Annotated in this window: 17 protein-coding genes; 6 read left to right on the plus strand and 11 right to left on the minus strand. The window is 71.0% G+C overall.

Translation table 11 applies throughout. From position 1 onward, the window contains the following. On the minus strand, positions 1–259 hold a 259-nt coding region (locus tag IG78_RS46315; protein ID WP_157855876.1), incomplete at its 3' end, for a tetratricopeptide repeat protein. Positions 260–460: 201 nt separating this feature from the next. Between IG78_RS46315 and IG78_RS0126490 the strand changes: the two genes are divergently transcribed. Then, positions 461–2,251 carry a thiamine pyrophosphate-requiring protein gene (locus IG78_RS0126490; protein WP_030567503.1) on the plus strand — a complete coding sequence of 597 codons (1,791 nt, stop codon included), beginning with the start codon at positions 461–463 and terminating at the stop codon, positions 2,249–2,251. A 2-nt stretch (positions 2,252–2,253) separates the two neighbouring features. On the opposite strand, the gene IG78_RS0126495 is transcribed toward IG78_RS0126490, so the two are convergent. The 5 genes from IG78_RS0126495 to IG78_RS0126515 all read right to left on the minus strand — a co-directional run bounded on the left by IG78_RS0126495 (position 2,254) and on the right by IG78_RS0126515 (position 5,919). Beyond that, the gene (locus tag IG78_RS0126495; protein WP_030567505.1) at positions 2,254–2,823 is read right to left on the minus strand and encodes a PucR family transcriptional regulator; all 570 of its coding nucleotides are present in this window, start codon (positions 2,821–2,823) and stop codon (positions 2,254–2,256) included. An 84-nt stretch (positions 2,824–2,907) separates the two neighbouring features. Continuing rightward, positions 2,908–3,921 (minus strand): dipeptidase, encoded by a 1,014-nt coding sequence (locus IG78_RS0126500; protein ID WP_030567507.1) that lies wholly within the window; start codon positions 3,919–3,921, stop codon positions 2,908–2,910. A gap of 258 nt (positions 3,922–4,179) precedes the next feature. Beyond that, positions 4,180–5,007, minus strand: a complete 828-nt coding sequence (locus tag IG78_RS0126505; RefSeq protein ID WP_051852966.1) for a cytochrome c oxidase assembly protein — start codon at positions 5,005–5,007, stop codon at positions 4,180–4,182. Continuing rightward, positions 5,004–5,408, minus strand: a complete 405-nt coding sequence (locus tag IG78_RS0126510) for a DUF2243 domain-containing protein (protein ID WP_249926141.1) — start codon at positions 5,406–5,408, stop codon at positions 5,004–5,006. Before IG78_RS0126510 ends, IG78_RS0126505 begins: the two co-directional genes overlap by 4 nt. A gap of 277 nt (positions 5,409–5,685) precedes the next feature. Then, the gene (locus tag IG78_RS0126515; RefSeq protein WP_030567512.1) at positions 5,686–5,919 is read right to left on the minus strand and encodes a hypothetical protein; all 234 of its coding nucleotides are present in this window, start codon (positions 5,917–5,919) and stop codon (positions 5,686–5,688) included. A gap of 225 nt (positions 5,920–6,144) precedes the next feature. Here IG78_RS0126515 and IG78_RS0126520 point away from each other — a divergent pair, with 225 nt between their 5' ends. Next, complete coding sequence (locus tag IG78_RS0126520; RefSeq protein ID WP_078964851.1) at positions 6,145–6,786, plus strand: GNAT family N-acetyltransferase; 642 nt, start codon at positions 6,145–6,147, stop codon at positions 6,784–6,786. A 38-nt stretch (positions 6,787–6,824) separates the two neighbouring features. Here the strand turns inward: IG78_RS0126520 and IG78_RS0126525 are convergent, their stop codons facing one another. Together IG78_RS0126525 and IG78_RS0126530 are read right to left on the minus strand one after the other, a co-directional pair. Next, positions 6,825–8,237 carry a condensation domain-containing protein gene (locus IG78_RS0126525; protein WP_030567516.1) on the minus strand — a complete coding sequence of 471 codons (1,413 nt, stop codon included), beginning with the start codon at positions 8,235–8,237 and terminating at the stop codon, positions 6,825–6,827. Positions 8,238–8,427: 190 nt separating this feature from the next. Beyond that, positions 8,428–8,958 carry a DoxX family protein gene (locus tag IG78_RS0126530; protein ID WP_030567520.1) on the minus strand — a complete coding sequence of 177 codons (531 nt, stop codon included), beginning with the start codon at positions 8,956–8,958 and terminating at the stop codon, positions 8,428–8,430. A gap of 255 nt (positions 8,959–9,213) precedes the next feature. Between IG78_RS0126530 and IG78_RS0126535 the strand changes: the two genes are divergently transcribed. Together IG78_RS0126535 and IG78_RS42695 are read left to right on the plus strand one after the other, a co-directional pair. Next, positions 9,214–10,101 (plus strand): RNA polymerase sigma-70 factor, encoded by an 888-nt coding sequence (locus tag IG78_RS0126535; RefSeq protein WP_030567523.1) that lies wholly within the window; start codon positions 9,214–9,216, stop codon positions 10,099–10,101. A 14-nt stretch (positions 10,102–10,115) separates the two neighbouring features. Next, on the plus strand, positions 10,116–10,514 hold the full coding sequence (locus tag IG78_RS42695) for an SRPBCC family protein (RefSeq protein WP_318657842.1): 399 nt from the start codon (positions 10,116–10,118) through the stop codon (positions 10,512–10,514). A gap of 118 nt (positions 10,515–10,632) precedes the next feature. Here the strand turns inward: IG78_RS42695 and IG78_RS0126545 are convergent, their stop codons facing one another. The 3 genes from IG78_RS0126545 to IG78_RS0126555 all read right to left on the minus strand — a co-directional run bounded on the left by IG78_RS0126545 (position 10,633) and on the right by IG78_RS0126555 (position 13,381). Then, complete coding sequence (locus IG78_RS0126545; protein WP_030567525.1) at positions 10,633–11,214, minus strand: snapalysin family zinc-dependent metalloprotease; 582 nt, start codon at positions 11,212–11,214, stop codon at positions 10,633–10,635. Between the two features lie 88 nt (positions 11,215–11,302). After that, on the minus strand, positions 11,303–12,103 hold the full coding sequence (locus IG78_RS0126550) for an SAM-dependent methyltransferase (protein WP_030567527.1): 801 nt from the start codon (positions 12,101–12,103) through the stop codon (positions 11,303–11,305). Between the two features lie 234 nt (positions 12,104–12,337). After that, positions 12,338–13,381, minus strand: coding sequence for a glycoside hydrolase family 19 protein (locus IG78_RS0126555; protein ID WP_225881991.1), 1,044 nt, complete (start codon positions 13,379–13,381; stop codon positions 12,338–12,340). 219 nt (positions 13,382–13,600) lie between these two features. Here IG78_RS0126555 and IG78_RS0126560 point away from each other — a divergent pair, with 219 nt between their 5' ends. Continuing rightward, complete coding sequence (locus IG78_RS0126560; protein ID WP_157855877.1) at positions 13,601–14,092, plus strand: hypothetical protein; 492 nt, start codon at positions 13,601–13,603, stop codon at positions 14,090–14,092. A 115-nt stretch (positions 14,093–14,207) separates the two neighbouring features. Beyond that, a complete protein-coding gene (locus IG78_RS0126565; protein WP_037685165.1) occupies positions 14,208–14,903 on the plus strand; it encodes a ribonuclease H family protein in 696 nt (231 codons plus the stop codon). Positions 14,904–14,958: the final 55 nt, after the last annotated feature.

The following is a 14,958-nucleotide window of genomic DNA, read 5'->3' on the forward strand; positions in this document are numbered from 1 at the left end:
GTGCTGAGGTGGGGGTGGCTACTGAGGTGGGGGCGGGTGCTGAGGCCGGGGCGGGTGCGCCCATGGCCCGGGCCATCAGTGCCCGGGCCTGACCGTCCCCCGGTGCGTGCTGCAGCGCGACGGCCACCTCCGCGACCGAGGCGTCGTGCCGCCCGGCGTCAAGGAGCAGCTCGGCCAGGTGCAGACGCAGCGGCACATCGGCGGGAGCCGCCTCAACGGCCGCGCGCAGGCTTCGTATCAGGGGTGAGTCGTCGGACATGCGGCTACTTTACGTAACCCCTTCCCCAGCACTTTCGCGGGCTCCTGCTCCCCCACCTCGCCGCCGGACCCCGTACCCCGAACCCCAGGTCTCAGGTACCGGGTCCCCCAAAAGGAGCCCTTGGACGCCGCGAGCACGGGTACTCGTGCGACCGGGCGCCCTGACCGACGGCCCCGCGTACGACCCGAAGGAGCTCAGCACATGTCGATGAAGGTCTCCGACCACGTCCTTGAACGTCTGCGCGCATGGGAGGTGGAGTACGTCTTCGCCTACCCCGGCGACGGCATCAACGGACTGCTCGCCGCGTGGGGCCGAGCCGACAACGAACCGCGGTTCATCCAGTCCCGGCACGAGGAGATGTCCGCCTTCGAAGCGGTGGGCTACGCCAAGTTCTCCGGCAGGGTCGGCGTGTGCGCGGCCACATCCGGCCCGGGGGCCATCCATCTGCTGAACGGTCTGTACGACGCCAAGCTCGACCACGTACCGGTCGTCGCGATCGTCGGGCAGACCGCCCGCAGCGCCATGGGCGGCTCCTACCAGCAGGAAGTCGACCTGGTGAGCCTGTACAAGGACGTCGCGTCCGACTTCTGCGAGATGGTCACGGTTCCCGAGCAACTGCCGAACGTGCTCGACCGGGCCATGCGCACCGCCATGGCCCGCCGGACGGTGACGGCCGTGATCATCCCCGGCGATGTGCAGGAACTCGACTACTCCGCCCCCGAGCACGCGTTCAAGATGGTCCCGTCCAGCCTGGGCATGGCCCGGTACGCGCCGGTGCCCGCCGACCCCGACATCGAGCGCGCCGCCGACCTCCTCAACGCCGGTGAGAAGGTGGCCGTCCTCATCGGGCAGGGGGCGCGCGGTGCCCGCCAGGAAGTCATGGAGGTCGCGGAGCTGCTCGGCGCGGGCGTGGCCAAGGCACTGCTCGGCAAGGACGTGCTCGACGACGACCTGCCCTATGTCACCGGCTCCATCGGCCTCCTCGGCACCCGGCCGTCGTACGAGCTGATGCGGGACTGCGACACCCTTCTGGTGGTCGGGTCCAGTTTTCCGTACACCCAGTTCCTGCCCGAGTTCGGCCAGGCGCGCGCGGTGCAGATCGACATCGATCCGCACATGGTGGGGCTGCGCTACCCCTTCGAGATCAACCTGGTCGGTGACGCGCGCGAGACGCTGCGCCGGCTGCTGCCGCAGTTGCGTCCGGCCAAGAACGACAACTGGCGCAGGACGATCGAGAAGAACACGGCCCACTGGTGGCAGGTCATGGAGCGGCGTGCCGCCGTGGACGCCGACCCGGTCAACCCCGAGCATGTCGTCCATGCCCTGAACGACCTGCTCCCCGACGATGTGATCCTGGCCGCGGACTCCGGTTCTGCCGCCAACTGGTACGCGCGTCATCTGCGGCTGCGCGGTGCGATGCGCGGCTCGCTCTCCGGCACGCTCGCCACCATGGGGCCGGGTGTGCCGTATGTGATCGGTGCCAAGTTCGCGCACGGCGACCGTCCGGCGATCGCACTCGTCGGTGACGGGGCCATGCAGATGAACGGCATGGCCGAGCTGATCACGGTGGCCAAGTACTGGAAGGAGTGGGCCGATCCGCGTCTGGTGGTGGCGGTCCTCAACAACCAGGACCTCAACCAGGTCACCTGGGAGATGCGCGCGATGTCCGGTGCCCCGCAGTTCCTGCCCTCGCAGTCCCTGCCGGACGTGGCCTACGCGGAGTTCGCGCGCTCGCTCGGCCTGGACGGGATGCGGGTGGAGACGCCGGAGGCCGTCCGGGGTGCCTGGGAGGCGGCGCTGACCGCCGACCGGCCCTTCGTCCTCGACTTCCGCACCGACCCGGCCGTGCCGCCCATCCCCCCGCACGCCTCACTCGACCAGATCGAGGCCGCGGCGGCCGCCGTCCTCAAGGGCGACAGCGACCGCGCGGCCATGGTGCGCCAGGGCATCAAGGCCAAGGTCCAGGAGTTCCTTCCGGGGCACGGTCGGTGAGCTCACCAGTTGAGCTGTTCGCCGAGCCGCAACCGCAGCCACAGCACCAGGCGCTCGTCCGGCTCCGCGAAGTCGAAGCCGAAGATCTCCTCTGCGCGGGAGAGGCGGTACCGGATCGTGTTGGGGTGCACGGAAAGGCGGTGGGACGCGGCCACCACGTCGCCGTTCGCGTCCAGGTAGGCGAGGAGGGTGGGCGCGTAGGTGGTGCCGTGCTTGAGGTCGTGGGCGCGGACCGCGGGCCCGATCTCGCGGGGCAGCACGTCGTGCGTGGCCAGGATGCGGGCGAGCGCGCAGAGGGTCGCGCTCGCCCACACCTCGTCGATCGTGGCCACCTGGCACGGTCCGGGGTCGCCCTGCCGGTCGGCGAGGGTACGCAGCACGAGGTCCGCGTCGGCGCGTGAGCCCGCGATCGAGCGCAGTCCCTGGACGGGCGAGCCGAGCCCGGCCCGGACCGGCACCCGCAGGGCGCCGTGCGCCCGCCGGGCGATGTCGGCGACGAGTTCGCGGTGGGTGTTCGGCGCGGACCCGCCGTGGTCCGCTCGCGCGGGCGGGGGTACGGCGTCGTGCGACACGGGTGGTCCTCCGTGGAGTGTCGGGTGGGGCTGAGGGGCCGGTGTGACGGACACGGCTGATGTGTGTCAGGGCCTGACTGGCCGTCAGCCCGTGTGCCGCCCCATGTGCAGGCTCATGAGCCGTCGCGTGTTTCCGCCGAGTACCTTCAGGATGTCCTCCTCCGGCAGGCCCCGGCGTACCAACGACTCGGTGACCAGGGGCATGTCGGCCGGGCCCGCCAGGCCGGGGAAGTCGAACAGGGGGTCCTCGTCGTCGACGTTCTCGCAGCAGGGCGGGGTGATGTCCGCCACCACCTCGCGGAGGAAGTCCGCCCCGATGCCTACGTGGTCGACCCCGGCCACGGAGATGACATGGGCGATGTGGTCGACGACCAGGTCGACGCTCACCTTCGCCTCGTCGTCGGTGAGGAAGTCCGGGACGAAGTTCACGCACACCACTCCGCCGGTGGCGGCCACCCCGCGGATCTGGTCGTCGGTGAGGTTGCGGTGGTGGTCCCGCAGGGCGCGGGCACAGGAGTAGGTGGCGAGCAGCGGGCGGGTGGCGAGCTCCAGGACGTGGCTGACGCCGCCGGCCCCCAGGCGGGAGATGTCGAAGAGCATGCCAAGGCGCTCCATCTCCCGCAGCGCCCGCACGCCGGGGGCGGTGAGGCGGCTGCCGGTGGCGTCCTCCCTGCCGGCGTCCGCGAGCGGGGTGCGTCCCCAGTGGGCGATCGAGGCGATCCGTACGCCAAGGCGGAACAGGGTGGAGAACAGCTCGACGGACGCGTCGACGCCCGGTGCGCTCTCCAGGGCCAGTACGAGGGCCTTGTCGATGTCGGCGCCGTCGAGGCACAGGGCGACGTGTTCGGCGTTGGCCTCGGCGAGGACGTGAGCGCACTCGATCATGCGGAGGGTCTGCCTGGGGGCTCCCTCGGGGCGGTACTGGTCGTCGATGAACACCGGCAGGACCTGGATGTCGATGCCGCCCTCGCGCAGTTGTGGCAGCCACCGGTCCCGGAAGAAGCTCCCCCAGCGCTCCGGGGGGCGGGCGGCGACGGCCATGAGGAGGTCGTTGTGGGCATCGGTGACGACGGCACGGTGGTGCAGGTCCAAAGACACAACGAAGCCTTTCGCGTCGGAGGGAGCGGAGGGAGCGGAGGGATCAGAGGGAGCGGAGGGATCAGAGGAGGGGATGTGGCCAGGTCGCCGTCCGCGTGATGTGTCGCCGTGATGCCCGGACAGGTGCGGGCGCGGGGCCGGACGCGGAACGGCGACCAGCGGGATGCGGGTGTACTCGTGCCGGGGGCGCGAGGAACTCAGTCGCAGCGTATGCACGGCGAACCCCGGAATCTTGGTCCCAGGGAACGAACCGGCAGGTCACTCCTTGGCCGTCTGGACAACACCACGACGCGGCAGGGCGAGCCCCCGGCCCGCGGCCAGGCGGTTCCCCGCGACGTACCACCGCACGGCCAGGGTGAGGGCGAGGCCGACCTCCACGAGGTCACCGCCGTAGTACATGAGTTGGGCGCCGGTGCGCAGGTCGGCCGTGGTGAAGGCGGTGCCGGGCGGCGGGGTGGCGTACAGGCTCTTGGCGAGTACGGCGTGGGCGGCGCCCGCGGCGAGCAGCGTCGCCCCTCGCAGGGCCGTTCCCCATCTGCGGCGCACGGGATCGAGCTGACAGACAGCGAAGGTGAACAGCAGACCGGCGGCCAGGGTGTGCGCCTGCACCAACGCGTGCACCACGGGTTCGTCGGCCGCGGCGAACAGCGGTGTGCGGTACAGCGCCCACAGACCACCGACGTCGAGGAGCGCCGCGAGCGGGGGGAACATCAGCCACTGCGCGGGCCGTGCGTGCAGCACAGCGAGCAGGGCCCTCCGCGCTCGGCACGGCGGCAGGGCCCGCAGCGCCAGGGTCAGGGGACGGGCGAGGACCAGCAGGAGGGGCGCGGCCATGGCGACGGTCAGATGCTGTGCGCTGTGCGCCGTGAACGGCTCGCCCGGCAGGGAGCCGACCACGGCCCACAGGACCGCCGCGCTCCCGGCGGTGAAGGACACGTCCCGTGGCCAGGGCCAGCGGTCGCCCCGGTGCCGCAACCGGGCCGCGGCCAGCAGATAGGCGGCGGCCACCAGAAGTACGGCCACGGCGACGACCGGGCCCACCACGCCCGCGCCGAACGGTGCGGGGTGGACGTGCGCCGGTGTCACGGAGTCCGCCGCGGCCGCCCCCGGGTACGCCGGTACGCCCGGACGGCCAGGGCGGAGCCGGTCGCGAGCAGGACGGCTCCCGCCGCGTTCCATGCCAGGTCGTAAGGGGTGACGTCCACGCCGTAGCGGATCTGGTGCAGGCGAAGCAGCTTGTGGTCCACGATGCCGTCGAAGAGCTGGAAGATGCCGAGGCCGAAGAAGAACCCGGCCCACGCGTGCGCGGTGGACAGGGCTCGGCGGCGGCGCAGGTCCGCGTAGAGGAAGAAGCCCGCGACGAGACCGAGCAGCTCGGCGGTGTGCAGCAGACCGTCGGAGAGCAGGCTCACCTCGGTGGTGGAACGGTCGTAGAAGTGGTGCCAGCTCAGGATCTGATGGAAGACGATCTCGTCGACCGCTGCCATGGCGGCCGCGCCGATCAGAGCGCACACCAGCAGCGACCTGCGCGTCTGCGGTTGCGGCCGCAGTGGTTCACCGAGGTCGCGCGGCTTGCCCGGCCGTGCGGGCCGCGCTGGCCCTGCGGGTCGGCTCATGGTGGATGTGCCCTCCTGCGGGCGCTGTCGCGGTTGCTGCCGGGGGCCTCTCACGACGCCGACGCGTCGGTGCCACCGTCGGCGTCGTGAGGGCCCCGGCTGTTGGGCGTCAGTCGTCCAGTCGTTGGCCGTTCAGTCGTTCAGTCGTTCAGCCGTTCAGCCGGGCACGCAGCAGCTTCTTGCCCAGGTCGGCGCCCTTGCGGCTGTCGGCTTGCGCCTTGCGGAAAAGCTCGACGAGCTCGGTGTCCTTCTCGCGCTCCGCGTCCTGGATGTAGCTCTCCAGTCGCAGCACGTTGCTGAGGCACGACTCGACGTACCAGACCAGGTTGTAGTCCTTGTCCTGCGTGCCGGTGACGTCACCGGTTTCGGCACGGCCTGCCATGACGATGTCCTCTCTGTCGTGGTTCTCGTTGAGGGCGTGCCCCGTTTCCACTGAGGGCGTGGCCCGAGTACCCGAAGCGTCCCGAGGCACTCACGCGCGGCCCGCACAATCCCCCGGGGCCCGCGGGTCGGGCACGTCGGACGTCCGTGCCCCCTGCATTGACCGCGAGTTGGGCGGATAGTGTGGCCGTGCGTGACACGTGAGGCTTCATGGAGGGACGCACGTATGGCGTACGAGGACTGCGGCACCGCCGCGCCGACCGACGGCTCCGTGGGGGGCGCCCCCGGGGTGGGCGCGCCCCTGCCCGCGCCCTGGCAGCACCACCGGCTCCGGCACCCCGGTCCCGCCGACCATCTGCCGGTCCTCGCGGTCCTGGACTCCTGGTGGGGCGGCCTCGGCGGCGAGGACGGGGCCCGGCAGCGGGCTCTTCTGTTGCCGCGCCTGATGTTCCAGCACTTCGGTGACAGCAGCTTCCTCGTGACGTCGGACGACGGAGACGGAAACGGAGACAGCGACAGCGACAGCGACAGCGACAGCCCGAACGAGCGGATCATCGCCTTCCTGATCGGTTTCCTGTCCCAGTCGAGGCCGGACGAGAGCTACATCCACTTCGTCGGCATCGATCCCGCCGAGCGCGGCAGGGGGCTCGGCGCGGTGCTGTACGAGCGCTTCTTCGCCTACAGCAGGGCGCACGGCCGCTCGGTGGTGCGGGCGATCACGTCGCCGCAGAACACTGGCTCATACGCATTTCACACCCGGATGGGATTCGTCACCGAACCGGGCCCGAAGGAACTGGACGGCAAGCCGGTCCAGCCCGACTACGACGGGCCGGGCCTGGACCGGCTGAGCTTCCGCAGGGACCTCTGAGCCGACGGCGCCTCGGACGGGCCTCGGACGGACGGACCTCAGACGGACGACTGGGCCGGAACTCTGGCGGCTCCGGCACGCGCCACCGACACGATGGTCTCCCGAAGCTGTTCGACGTACAGCCGCATGTTCTTGTACGCGACGTCGTTGTCCGGGTAGCGGCTCCCGAGCTGCAGGCCCGTGTGCAGCCTGTTGACCCATACGCACACCTGATCGCCGTACGAAACCCTGATCAGGCCGTACGCCTTCAGGTCGTCCCAGCTTTCGGATCCCACGATGCCGCGGGTGTCGACGTAGGAGACGATCGAGCACGGGTCCGGTGAGGTCGGGCGGAAGTCCGCGCCGAGCAGGCGCAGGACGCGTTCGATGGGCATGCGGGCCAGTGGCCTGTTGGCCCGCAGCGCGGCGCGCACCATCTCCAGGACGCTCTGGAAGTCGGGTGACTGCGCCGTGGGGATCTCGATCGGCGCGCCGCCGACATACCACCCCACGGAGTCCTGCCACTGCGATTTCGCCCGGGTGTGGAACGGCACGACCGTGCGGTAGACGGGCTGCCCGCCGATCTCGTGGACGATGAGGCTCGTCGCGGCCAGGATGCCGGTCATACTGCCGCCGTAGGGACGGCAGTAGGCCTCGAACGCGGCGGCGTCCTCGGCGTCCACGAGCCGTTCCTGCATCATCTTCTGCGGCGGAAGCTTTCCGCCGGGTTCCAGGCCGAGGTCGACGGGGAACGGCGGTAGCCTGCCGTCGCACCGCCGGATGAACTCCCGCCAGCGGGTGATGGTCGCGTGTGTGTCGTCCATCTGGTCGGCGCTCTCCCGTTCGATCTCGCAGAAGTCGATGTAACTGCTGATCGGGGCCCGCTCGACGACTCGGCCCTCGATGCCCGCCGCGTACAGCTCGTGGATCTCCGCGGGGATGCGCAGGATCGAGTACGAGTCGACGTTGCTGTGGTCGAAGGCCATGTACACGCTCGTGCAGTCGTCCCGGACGACCGCGGCGTAGATGAAGTTCGGCCAGGTCAACGCGTCCGCCGCGGCATCGAAGCGGTCCTGGAGGTACTGCACGAGCGTCCCCGCGTCGGCGAAGTCGCCGATCACCTCGCGCCGCAGGGACACCGCGTCGGCTTCGAGTGTGAACCGGCGGATGTCATCCCCTGCCCAGCGGAAGCCGCTGCGCAGCGTCTCGTGGCGCAAGGTCCAGCTCCGCAGGGCCCCTTGCAGCACGTCGAGGTCGACGACGCCGGGGACGTCGAACCCGGTTCCGAGCCACGTGGGCACGAACTGGCCGCCCTCGCGCACGGACCGGGCGGTCCTGATGTGCGACTCCTGCAAATACGCGGGTGGTCGGGAGTCGTCGGGCAGATCGGCCGCGGCCTCCACGGTCGCCGGGTGGAGTGTCCACTCGACGAGCAGGCCGGGCCGCACCTCGCAACGCTGGATGTCGGTCATGTGCACAGCGACGTCTCCGTTCGTCTTCCGGGGGCTCCCCTGATCAGCTCAACGAGCCGGGGCAGGGGCGAGCAACGCCACATGTGCACGGCAGGCACCTACTGGTGGATCACTGCTTCCACGCCAGTGGCCCGGCGCGACATTCGCGCCGGGCCACATGCCATCAGGTGATGGGGTTCAGGCGGTGGGGTTAGGCGGTGGGGAGGTGGTCGCGCACCGACGCGGCCGTCGTGCGGACCGCGGCGGCGGAATCGTGCGCCCGGTGGCGGGTGGCGCGGCTGGCGTCGCGGGCGGCGTGGCGGGTGCGGTAGGCCAGGGACGGCTTGCCGTGCGTGTCGGCCGCCGCGATGAGCAGGCCGCCGAGGAGGGAGAGGTTCTTCATGAAGTGGATGCGCTGCGCGGCGCGCTTCTCCTCGTCCTCCTCCTTCCACCACGCGTGCCCGGCCAGCGTGGTGGGCACGAGGGAGCCCGCGAGGGCAAGCGCCGACAGGCGCGGAAAGCGGCCGATGGACAGCAGCAGTCCGGCCCCCACCTGCACCATCGCGTTGATCCGCACCAGCTCAGCGGGATCCTCGGGCAACCCGGGCACCCGTTTGGCCAGCGGCACCGCGACGGACTCGGCGGCGGGCGCGACGTGCTCCGGTGCCCGCAGGTGGTTGACGCCGCTGGTGACGAATACGGAGGCCAGCATCGGCCGGGCGAGTTTCCTGAGAATCGGCATACGGGCCGTGTTCCCCCTGCTCTCCGCCGAAACACGGCTCCGTAGGCCACACGGACGCCTGGCCGGGAGCGGGCCACCCCACCGGCTCATCGCCCGCCCCACCGGTTGATCGCCGCCCGCTCCCTTCCGGCCCGCGATCGCGCACGGAATATCGCGTGTGAATCGAATCACAGCCCGGATCTGTCACGGTTCTCCGGCGTGCGGTGTCTCGATGGGCAGCCGCAGGGCCGAAAGGCCGAGGAGAGGAGGCAAGCGATGGCTGAGGACGCCTTCACCGAGCACCGTCCGCTGCTGTTCACCATCGCTTACGAGATGCTGGGCAGCGCCACGGACGCCGAGGACGTGCTGCAGGAGAGCTATCTGCGGTGGAGCGCCGTCGACCGCGCCACGGTCGAACATCCGCGCGCCTATCTGGTCCGCGTCGTGACCCGGCAGGCCCTCAACCACCTGCGCGCGGTCCGTGCACGGCGCGAGGAGTACGTCGGAAGCTGGCTCCCCGAGCCGATCCGCACCGCGCCCGAGATGAGCGACGACGCGATCCTGGCCGAGTCGGTGTCGATGGCCATGATGCTGGTCCTTGAGACGCTCGCCCCGGCCGAGCGCGCGGTGTTCGTACTGCACGACGTGTTCGGCTACACCCACGGCGAGATCGCCTCCTCGATCGGCAGGACGGAAGTCACCGTCCGGCAGATCGCCCACCGCGCACGCCGGCACGTGCATGCGCGGCGCCGCCGCTTCGACCCCGACTCCGACGCCACCCAGGAGATCATCCAGCGGTTCCTGCGCGCGGCGGCGACCGGTGAGATCCAGGCGCTCATGGACCTGCTCGCGCCCGACGTCGTACAGATCTCCGACGGCGGCGGCAAAGTGGCCGCCGCCCGCCGTCCGGTCACCGGCCGCGACGACGTCGCACGGTTCGCCGTGCGCGTGGCCGGCGCCACCTTCACCCCCACCACGCACGTCGAGCCCGCCACGTACAACGGCATGCCGGCGGCCCGCTTCGTCACCGGCGGCGACCTCGACTGGCTGCTCGCGTTCGAGATCCACGACGGACGCATCACCGGCCTCTACGGCGTGCGCAACCCGGACAAGCTGCGTCGTGCCGACGCGGTGCGTCCACTCGACCGAGTCCGCGGGACTTGAGGAGGCCTCCAGCCATGCAGACCACGACCGTCGAACGCGTCATCGACGCCCCGATCGACGACGTCTTCACCTGGCTCACCACGACCACGAACTACACGCGCTCGCCGCTGGTGCTGCGCTGCCGTCTGGCCCGGCGCGGCGAGACCGCGCCCTACGGCGTCGGTGCCGTACGCCTCCACACCTGGTGGACGGGCTGGTTCCGGGAGCGCGTCACGCGGTACGAAGCTCCGTACGTCACCGAGTACGTCGTCGAGCGCAGTCTGCCGCCGTCCCGGCACGAATTCGGCCGTATGACGTTCGGCGAGGCCGACGGCGGCACCCGGGTGACGTGGACGACCCGGGCCGAGGTGCGGGCCCCGCTGATCGGTCCCTTCCTCACCCGGCGGCTGGCGGGGCCGTTGATCACCTCGTAGCTTCGGCAGCATTCTCGACGCCGCCGACGCGGCCCTCGCGCGCCGTCCTGCGGGCGGGCACGTGGGTGCCTGACCGCGCGTCACGGTCAGGCACCGTCGCACAGTGGTGGCTCGGGCGCTAGCGCGCGTCCACCAGCACGCGGCCGTCGGCGGGCGTGCGGGACGCGGCGCCACCTGTGTAGGCGCGCTCGACCCGGGCCTGCTCAGCCGCGTTCGGCACCGCGTTCTTGCAGCTCGTGCCGGCGCTCGAGCCCGACATCAACTGGGAGCACGGTCCCGGCTTGGTGTCCGGCAGGCCCAGGTTGTGGCCGATCTCGTGGGCGGCGATACGGGTCTTGTCGTGGCCCTGGGTGACCGCCTGACTGCCGAGCTCGACACGGGCCTGGCCGCCCGGGCGGACCGGGCCGAGCGTGGCCTGCGGCCAGCCGCTGGTGGCCACGATCTGGATCTCGGCGCGGGTACCGGGCGCGGCCTCGACGAGTTTGACGTTGTCGACGTTGTTGTTCCACGAGGCGACACCGGCCGCGATCGCGGACTCCCAGCCGGCGGCCCGGCTGTCGTCGTAGCGGAGTGTCACGGCCACGGAGGTCTTCTTCTCCACCGCCGACTGCGGCGCGGACACGGCGTTCGCCGCGGGTGCCGCGGTCAGGGCGACCGCTATGGCGGTGCTGGCTATTCCCAGCCGTATGTAGTGCACCATTGCTGTCCCTTCACTTGTGGGGGGCCTCGGCTCCGTCCGGAGCCGAGAGTGCGGGGAGGGGATGGGGCCTTCGGGGCGGACGGCGGTGTCAGGGCTTGCGCGCCACCGCCCCGTACATGGCGATGTCCCGGTCGGTGACCTGGCGCTGGGCCGCGCCGGGCCGCCACTTGTGGACCTGGGTGACGCCGGGCTCGACGAGTTCCAGGCCGTCGAAGAACGAGGTGGTGGTCGGCAGGTCGCGCAGCGCCATCGGCATGTTCTGCCGCGCGTACTCCCGCGCCACCTGCCCGACCTCCTCGGGGGCGAAGTCCGCGGTGCCAATGGTCATCGCGAGATAGCTGCCCGCGGGGAGGGGGTCGAGGAGGCGCTGGACGAGACGTCGGTCGTCGGGCGGCAGGATGAAGTGCAGAACGCCGATGATCATCAGGCCCACCGGCTCGCCCACGTCGAGGAGCGCCTCGAATTCGGGGCTGTTCAGGATGGCGTCGGGGTCGTGCATGTCGGCGTCCACATAGGCGGTCGCGCCCTGGGGTGTGCTCTGCAACAGAGCGCGGGCGTGGGTGAGGACGATGGGATCGTTGTCCACGTACACCACGCGCGACTCCGGTGCCACCTCCTGCACCACCTCGTGCAGGTTGGGGGCGGTGGGCAGACCGGTGCCGATGTCGAGGAACTGCCGGATACCCTTCTCCTGGGCGAGGAAGCGCCCGGCACGGTGCATGAACCGCCGGTTCTCCAGCATGTGCACGGGGAGCGAGGTCCAATGCCTGCACATGGCGTCGCCCGCCTCGACGTCGACGAGATAGTGGTCCTTGCCGCCCAGGATGTAGTCGTACACCCGCGCGGAGTGTGCCTTCGTGGTGTCGATCCGGTCCAGGGGGCTGGTCATTGCGTCGCTCCATTCCTCGCCGCCGACGGCTCACCGACCGCCGCCTCGTCGGCGGACGTGCCGGGCGGTGCGGTCGTGCCAGACGGTACAGCGATGGACCAGTGCTCGAACAGCCGCCCTACGGACATGAGTTGTCGGGGGCGCGCCGGTCACCGGGGGCGCAGGCCGCGGCAGCAAGGCCGGGACCGGGGTCTCCCCCGGGCCCGGCCGCCCCCCGTCGCCTTGTGCTGGACGTCAGCAGCCGAGCTTGTCGCCCGGCGTGGTGCCGAGGATCCTCACGAACTCCTTGAAGCGGTCGATCCGGCTCTGTACCTGCGCCGGGTTGCCGCCGTTGCACTCCAGGGTGCCGTTGATGCTGCGGATCGACTCGCCGAAGCCATGGCCGTCGACGATCGCCTGATGGCCCGTCACGGTGCCCGGGCCCTTCTGGGTGTTCCAGTACCAGAGGCCGGTCTGCCAGGCCACGGCCGGGTCCCGCTCCACCAGCCAGGGGTTGTTCAGCAGGTCGATGCCGAGCGCGTCACCCGCGGCCTTGTAGTTGAAGTTCCAGCTCAACTGGATCGGACCGCGGCCGTAGTAGGCGGCGTTCCCGGCCGGGCAGCCGTACGGCTGGTTCTTGTCGCAGTAGTGCGGGTAGTTGGCCTGGTTCTGTTCCACGACGTGGACGAGTCCGCCCGTCTCGTGGCTGACGTTGGCGAGGAAGGCGGCGGCCTCGCGCTTGCGCACCTCCTCGGTGCCGGTCTTGGTGAAGCCCGGGTAGGCCTTCAGCGCGGTGACCAGACCCTGGTAGGTGTAGAAAGGCTTCCTGTTCGGGAACATCTGCTCGAACTGTGCTTCGCTCACCACGAAGCCGGAGGGGTCGGGGTTGCCGCCCCCGGTGCCGCACTCGCCCTTGTCGACCCAGACGCCCCACTGCCCGGTGGAGCCGGGCGTCTCGCCCTTCGTCCACCACTTGGCCTGCCAGTTGTGGTTGCCGTGCGACACGGTGGCGTCCTTGGTGTAGACGGCACCGGAGTTCCAGGCCGTCGCGCAGGCCGGCGCCGCGGCTTGGGGAGCGCCGGCGGTCGCGGCACCGGCGGGCGCCGCGGGAACGGCGGCGAAGAGCAGCGCGGCGACTCCCGCGAGCGCGGCTGAGGAGAACAACGGCCGCAGGCGTCTGACGCCTCGGCGGATGCGCTGTGCACCAGGGCGCGTCGCCTCCGCGGCGGGAGGCGTGGACGCGTGGTGGACGTCGTGGCGTGGGGAGTACATCGGACGGGCGTGCTTGCGCTCGTTCAATCTCTTCACTCCTCGATGCGGCGGCGAGCCACGTGGGGCGAGTTGGATTGCGCGCAGTCAACCGTCTTGGTCTATACCAGTCAAGGGTGTAGACCAGTTTGCTGATTCTGCGTTCAACAGCCGCGCCGCGCACGCAAACTGAGAGGTCGCCCTGAGCAGGCGCACCACCCCGGCGACCCCGGACGCCGGTGCCCGCACGACGTGACGTACTGTCCCCCGATGTCCCGCATAGCCAGATTGTTCCGACGCATAGCCACTCTGTCCGAGTACCAGGCGGCAAAGCTGGCCTGGCTCATCGTGCCCGCCGGTGCCGCCTGCGCCTTCGCGGGTGACCCGCTGTGGCGCTGGGCGGCCGGGCTCGGACCGGGGGCGGGCTATGCGTTCGGGGCTCTCTGCGGCAGCGGGATCCTCTGCTTCTGGACCCTGGCCGCGTCGGCGCTGAAGCAGCGGCAGCCGGTGCGCCTGATCGCCGCGTCCGCCCTCGGCTGCGTCTCCTTCCTCGCCCTGGCCTGCCTCGTTCCCGGGCGCAACGGCCGGCTCTTCGGCTCCATCGGTCTGCCGCGCGGCCACCGCATGTGGGTCGAGGAAAACCCTGCCGTGTGGGGGGCCATCGGGGGCGGTCTGCTCGTGGGCGCGCTCGCCCTCTGGTGCGTCGCTCCCCGGCGGGCCACGGGTCGACGGCGCGCCGGTTCCGCGAACGCGGAGGGGTAGCGGACGCCGCCGGAGCGGCCGCCCTCTGCTCCTGGCGTGCCGCCGGAGCGGGTGCCCCCACCTCGTGGCATACCGCCGGAGCGACCGCCTCCGGTCACCTGGCATGATCGGGGACATGACGAAGCAGTTGATCGCGGCATGTGACGGAGCGTCCAAGGGCAACCCCGGCCCGGCGGCCTGGGCCTGGGTCCTTGCCGACACCGACGGCGTGCCCGTGCGCTGGGAAGCCGGACCGCTCGGCGTGGCCACGAACAACGTCGCCGAGCTCACCGCGCTCCACCAGCTCCTCGATGCCGTCGAACCCGGCGTGCCGGTCCAGGTGCGCATGGACTCGCAGTACGCGATGAAGGCGGTCACCGAATGGCTGCCCGGGTGGAAGCGGAAGGGCTGGAAGACGGCTGCCGGCAAGCCCGTGGCCAACCGGGAGCTCGTCGAGGCGATCGACGAGCGGCTCCAGGGCCGCAGCGTCGAATTCGTCTACGTCCCCGCCCACCAGGTCGACGGCGACCCCCTGAACGCGATCGCGGACCACGCCGCGAGCCAGGCCGCGCAGTCCCAGGAGCCGGACGGCACGGCCCACGGTGCGGGCGACGTCCCCGAAGTGCCCGCCCCGACAGCGCCCCGGTCCGGCGCTCCGCGGCAGAGCCGCCCCGCCCCCCGTTCCGGCCAGGGTCGCGCCCGGTCCGGTTCCCGGACGATCTCCGCGAAGTTCAACGGCACGTGCGGCGGTTGCGGCCGCACCTACGCGTCCGGTGCCAAGATCGCGAAGAACGCCCAGGGCTGGGGCCATCCGGAGTGCGCGAGCGCGTAGTCGGCGGCGCTGCCCGTGTGCGTCGACGTGCGTCGACGTGCGTCGACGTGCGTCG

Origin of the sequence: Streptomyces aureocirculatus, assembly GCF_000720475.1 — a bacterium.
Taxonomy (GTDB): domain Bacteria; phylum Actinomycetota; class Actinomycetes; order Streptomycetales; family Streptomycetaceae; genus Streptomyces; species Streptomyces aureocirculatus.